Here is a 5,232-nt window from a genome sequence, read left to right as displayed (position 1 = left end):
ATGAGCTAACTATGTAATTGTCAATATATAATCATAAAATTATTGTTCATTCTTTAATAGCGTAACTTGAAAGGATCTACTATAGCCCCATTGATACGTTAATCCGGGAAGATAGTTTGCAGGATCTACACTATAATCATTAGAATAATAACTCCCTTTAACAACCTGGAAATGGAGATGGGTGTCATAGTATTTTAGATCATAATATCCAGATCCACCCATATAGCCGATTGTCTCTCCTTGTGAAACATAACCACTAGTGCGTTGAAACCCACTCAGATGATAATAGCCCGTATATAATCCATTCCCATGACTTATGATAATATAGTTTCCTCTTGCTCCCGTATTATAGTCAATTTCGACGATTGTACCGCTAGCTGCAGCTTTAACATTTGACCCATAAGTTCCTCCAATGTCAATCCCATAGTGTCTTCCCCAATTTGTACCAGAAGTATGTGGATAACACCATGCTGGACCACTCCAAGAATCACATGGTGAGCCGTTTGGCATATAGTTAGCCGTTATTGTTCTGGAATCGGTTGGCCAAATAAAAGAAGAAGAATTGTCAGTAATCTTAATTCGCAAGTTACCATCAGATTGAGCAAAGATAGTAACAGTTTTTCCTGAATCACCTAACTTAATTGTTTTTTGTTTATTATCAAAATTTTTAATCCATAATTTGTATTTACTATAACTCAATAGAACCCTATATTCGCCCGCTTTTAAAACATTAATATCCAGTCCATAGTTAACACATCCCGAAACCGAAGTGTTCCCAACAGACATTGACTGCTCATATCCTGAACTAGTGTTAACAAACACTGCTGTGACTTGAGCCTTAGTTAAGGCAGTCGAACTGTTAGGTTCATTTACTCTAGTATCAGCTTGAACTTTAAATTGTCCATCTTGATTTAAGCCATCTAAGAAATTTGCAGTAAGTGATGTAATCTTTATGTGCAATCTTCCATTTACTACATTGATTTCTGCGAGTTTTCCATTATTTCCAATTGAAAATGTTTCTCTCATATTGGGTTGAGCAGTAATCCATGTGTTAAGCGCTCCGGATGTCAGTTTAATCTCATAATGACCCGGAACTAAATCTTGAGCATTAATACCATAATTAATAAAACCTGCTTTTGATGTCGCACCAATAATCATATCTTGCTCTTTGTTATTAATAGTATTAACAAATTTCGCTGAAACTATACCCGATGATAATTTTTGTGTACCATCTTCAACATCAAAAGTTGAATCAGCCTGAATAATAAAGCGGTTATTTTCATTTAGAGTATATAGATGGCTAGCATTGATATTAGTTGCATTAGTAATAATAATTCGTAAATGATTATCTACCTGTTTAGTTATTGCAACTTTATTTGTTGCCGCATCAAGTAAGATAATATCGTTTTTATTCGACGAATTGGTCATCCATGACTTATTTTTACCATTGTTTATTCTAATCTCATACTCACCAGTTTTCCAGTTGGCCAGATTCAATCCATAATTAATACGTCCAGCAACGCTAGTTATTGTTGGGGTTAGTGATGTTTCTTCGCGCGTATTTATATTCACAAGTTCAGCTGTTACATTTGATGCCGTTAACGTTTGTGCTCCCAACCGCGAATCCGCTTGGATTCTAAGTTGACCATATTCAATTAAACCAAATAGATAATCTGCGCTTAAACTAGTAATAGTTATACGTAAATGCCCATTGTTCTGATTAACAAAAGCAATTTTTCCGGTATTTCCAAGTATAGCAACATTTTGTTGATTCCCAGAATTCATAATCCATGAAGTAAGATTTTTATTGGTCACCTTAACTTCATATTCACCAAACTCCCAATCTGCTAATTTCAGTCCGTAATTAATGTATCCTGATTTTGAGGTCGGCCCAATAATCATAGATTGTTCTGTTCCTGTTGCAACATTTATTAATTTTGCTGTTACATCAGTTGCACTTTGACTAATGGTTTCATTTTTAGTATCTGCTTGAATCTTAAATTGATCATCTTGCACCATACTAAATAAATAATCAGCATTTAGATTAGCATATTCAGTTACTGTAATGCGAAGGCGGTTATTTGCTTGACTAATAATCGCAACCTTCCCAGTTGTTCCAAGGGCAATAGTTTCTTGTTTGTTAGAAACATTTGTCATCCATGTCAAAGTATTTCCAGTGGTAACACGAATCTCATATTCGCCAACATTCCAATTAGTTATATTTAATCCATAATTAATACGACCAGCCACCGAAGTTGCTGTTGGTGTTAGTGATATTTCTTGTTGCGTATTTATTTCAACTAATTTTGCAATTACATTTGATGCTGTTAATGTTTGAGTTCCTAATCGAGAATCCCCTTGTATTCTTAATTGATTATTTTCAATTAATCCATCAAAATGATTCACATTCATATTTGTGATTATAATACGTAATCTACCGTTATTCTGATTTATAAGAGCAATTTTTCCTGTACTACCAAGCACTACACTACTTTGCTGGTTTTCAGAATTCTTAACCCAGGTATCTAAATTTTTACTAGTTATTTTAACTTCATATTCACCTAATCCCCAATCTGCCAGTTTTAATCCATAATTAATGTATCCAGATTTCGAGGTAGACCCAACAATCATAGCTTGTTCTGTTCCTGTTGCAACATTTATTAATTTTGCTGTTACATCAGTTGCGCTTTGACTAATAGTTTCATTTTTAGTATCTGCTTGAATCTTAAATTGACCATCTTGTACCATGCTAAATAAGTAATCAGCTTTTAGATTAGTATATTCAGTTACTGTAATGCGAAGGCGGTTATTTGTTTGGCTAATAGTCGCGACTCGTCCAGTTGCACCTAAGTCAAAAGAGTCTTGAATATTGATTGTATTTCTAATCCAATTCATATTACTACCACTGGTAATTTTCACTTCGTATTCACCAACATTCCAATCACTAAGATTCATTCCAAGATTAATGCGTCCTAACATTGAAGTTGCTGTTGGTGTTAACGTTGTTTCTTGTTGTGTATTAACATTTACCAGCTTTGCAGATACATTCGATGCCAATAACGGTTGGCTTCCAATTCTAGTTTCTGCTTGAATTCTAAACTGACTATATTCGATAATTCCAGCCAAGTAATCAGCACTCATGTTACTAATAAAAATTCTTAATTCTCCGTCTTCCTGACTAATAGAAGCTATTTTTCCTGTGCTACCAAGAGTAGCAATACTTTGCTTATTTTCAGAATTAGAAATTTTAAATTGTTTCTGCTTATTTGTTATCTGAATCGTATACTCGCCAACGCTCCAGTCATTAAGATTTAACCCATAGTTGATATACCCAGGTTTACTTGTTGGTCCTACTATCATAGACTGTTCGCTACCATTTAGAACATTAATCAATTTTGCGCTTACATCAGCTGCATTCAATGTTGATTCACCATTTTTTGTATCAGCCTGTATTTTAAATTGGCCGTCTTGGACCATGCTAAACAGATAGGATGCATTTAACTCTGTTGGTTGAGCAATACTTGTTAGGTCAGTTGTTCGTTGTGCCCCTCTATCAACATTATTGTCTGATATTTCCTCACTATTGTCAGTTCTTTGATTTTCAGAAGTTGCGTCATCATCTTCTGCATTATTAGTCGTAGACAATTCTGTGTTTGTTGCTGATTGTTCTTGCTCGAATGCAAATACATCTAAAGGCGTAACTGATACAACCATAATCATTGTGATAATAACAAATAAAAATTTTTTCATACTTTTTCCTCCTTTATAGTTAATTTTATTATATACTATTCACAATTTATTTATAGTCATAATTTAGTCAATTATATCCTTTTTCAAACATTATCCCATTATCGATTAAGCGATAGATAACAAAAACAAGTTTATGAGCCACATGACCAAGAACGACATTGTGATGTTTGCCGGTTGCTTTTTTTCTTAGATAGTAGGCTTTAAAAGTTGGGTCATGCAGCCAAATTATTGATGCTGCCTTTATCAAAGCATATCGTAGTAGTCTAGAACCGCGCTTGCTTATAGGCATATTGGCCGCAATAAAATTACCAGACTGATGCACTTTAGGGTTTAGTCCCGCAAACGCAATGATTTTCGACGCGTTAGAAAACCGTTTAATGTTGCCGATTTCTCCAAGAATCGCCGCCGCTAGGACATTTGAAATGCCTGGTATTGATAATATTGGAGAATCTAACAATTGTAAGTGAACGTCAATTTGTTTATCTAATTCGCAAATTTGTTTTGAGATAAAATCAATACGATCAATTGTCGCGATTAGTTGATATGCAATCGCTTTAGAATGTCTGCCAATTGATGATTGAGCTAATTCTTTAAGTCCTTCAGGTGTGGCATGTTTTAACACTCGTACGAATTTATTGGATAAACCATCAATTCTTGCTTGTGAGATATAATGCGCTGATGGATATTTCTTCAATATATTATATGAAGTTTTAGAATGAACGCCGGCTCCTTTAAAGTAAGCTGCATATTCAGGAAACAAAGTATCTAAACAATTAATCACATCTACTTTTAACTTAGAACGCTCCTTAACCCATGAATGTCTAGCACGACTCAAATATTTCAAATCATCGTAATTTGTTTCGGTGTATTCTTGATGATAATTTAATAATAATGCTTGAACGATTATTCTGGCATCTATTTTGTCAGTCTTAGTTTGACGCAATTCAACTTCTCGAAGTCTATTGGTCTGCAGTGGATTTAATATTCCAATTGAATACCCTTTATGGTGTAAATATTTGACCAACTGAATATGATATCTTCCAGTTGATTCAACTCCAAATAGAACTTCATCTTTATTAAATGTACTTACTAAGTGTAATAATGCTTCGAAACCAGTGCTGTCATTTACGAAATGAAAGTGTGGATGAATGACTTCACCAGTGTTTTGATTAAAAATGTGGGCGTCATGATAATGTTTTGCGACATCAATACCAACAAAAATAGAATGATTCATGAATTATCCTCCAAAGATTATTATTTATCGTTATGGTAGCCCACAAACATAATTGCGATGTAACCTTGTCCGAAATAATAGCTCAGAGGCTTATCTAACTCATAATCATTCTACAATTATGTTGTGTTCACAGTCTCATCGAAGTAGTCAATGCTACAGGAAGATCTAAAGTGATCCACAACAATATAAAAAGAGCTTATCATAGAATATTTAACTCTACAATAAACTCTGTCTTTATTATACAAGGA

At 34.1% G+C, this 5,232-nt stretch carries 2 protein-coding genes; both read right to left on the bottom strand.

The features are described 5' to 3' along the window. Positions 1-39: 39 nt before the first annotated feature. A complete protein-coding gene (locus FEZ08_RS12055) occupies positions 40-3,720 on the bottom strand; it encodes a M23 family metallopeptidase (RefSeq protein ID WP_171015081.1) in 3,681 nt (1,226 codons plus the stop codon). 97 nt (positions 3,721-3,817) lie between these two features. Then, positions 3,818-4,984 carry an IS110 family RNA-guided transposase gene (locus tag FEZ08_RS12050; protein ID WP_138192756.1) on the bottom strand — a complete coding sequence of 389 codons (1,167 nt, stop codon included), beginning with the start codon at positions 4,982-4,984 and terminating at the stop codon, positions 3,818-3,820. Positions 4,985-5,232 lie beyond the last annotated feature (248 nt).

Origin of the sequence: Culicoidibacter larvae (assembly GCF_005771635.1) — a bacterium.
In the GTDB taxonomy this organism is placed as follows: domain Bacteria; phylum Bacillota_I; class Bacilli_A; order Culicoidibacterales; family Culicoidibacteraceae; genus Culicoidibacter; species Culicoidibacter larvae.
Note: the sequence above shows the minus strand (reverse complement) of the source record. Positions and strands in the feature narration are given on the sequence as shown.

Excerpts from the sequence above, each read along its gene's own strand:
- FEZ08_RS12055 (WP_171015081.1), bottom strand. The coding sequence starts at position 3,720 with ATGATTATGGTTGTATCAGTTACGCCTTTAGATGTATTTGCATTCGAG.
- FEZ08_RS12050 (WP_138192756.1), bottom strand. The coding sequence starts at position 4,984 with ATGAATCATTCTATTTTTGTTGGTATTGATGTCGCAAAACATTATCAT.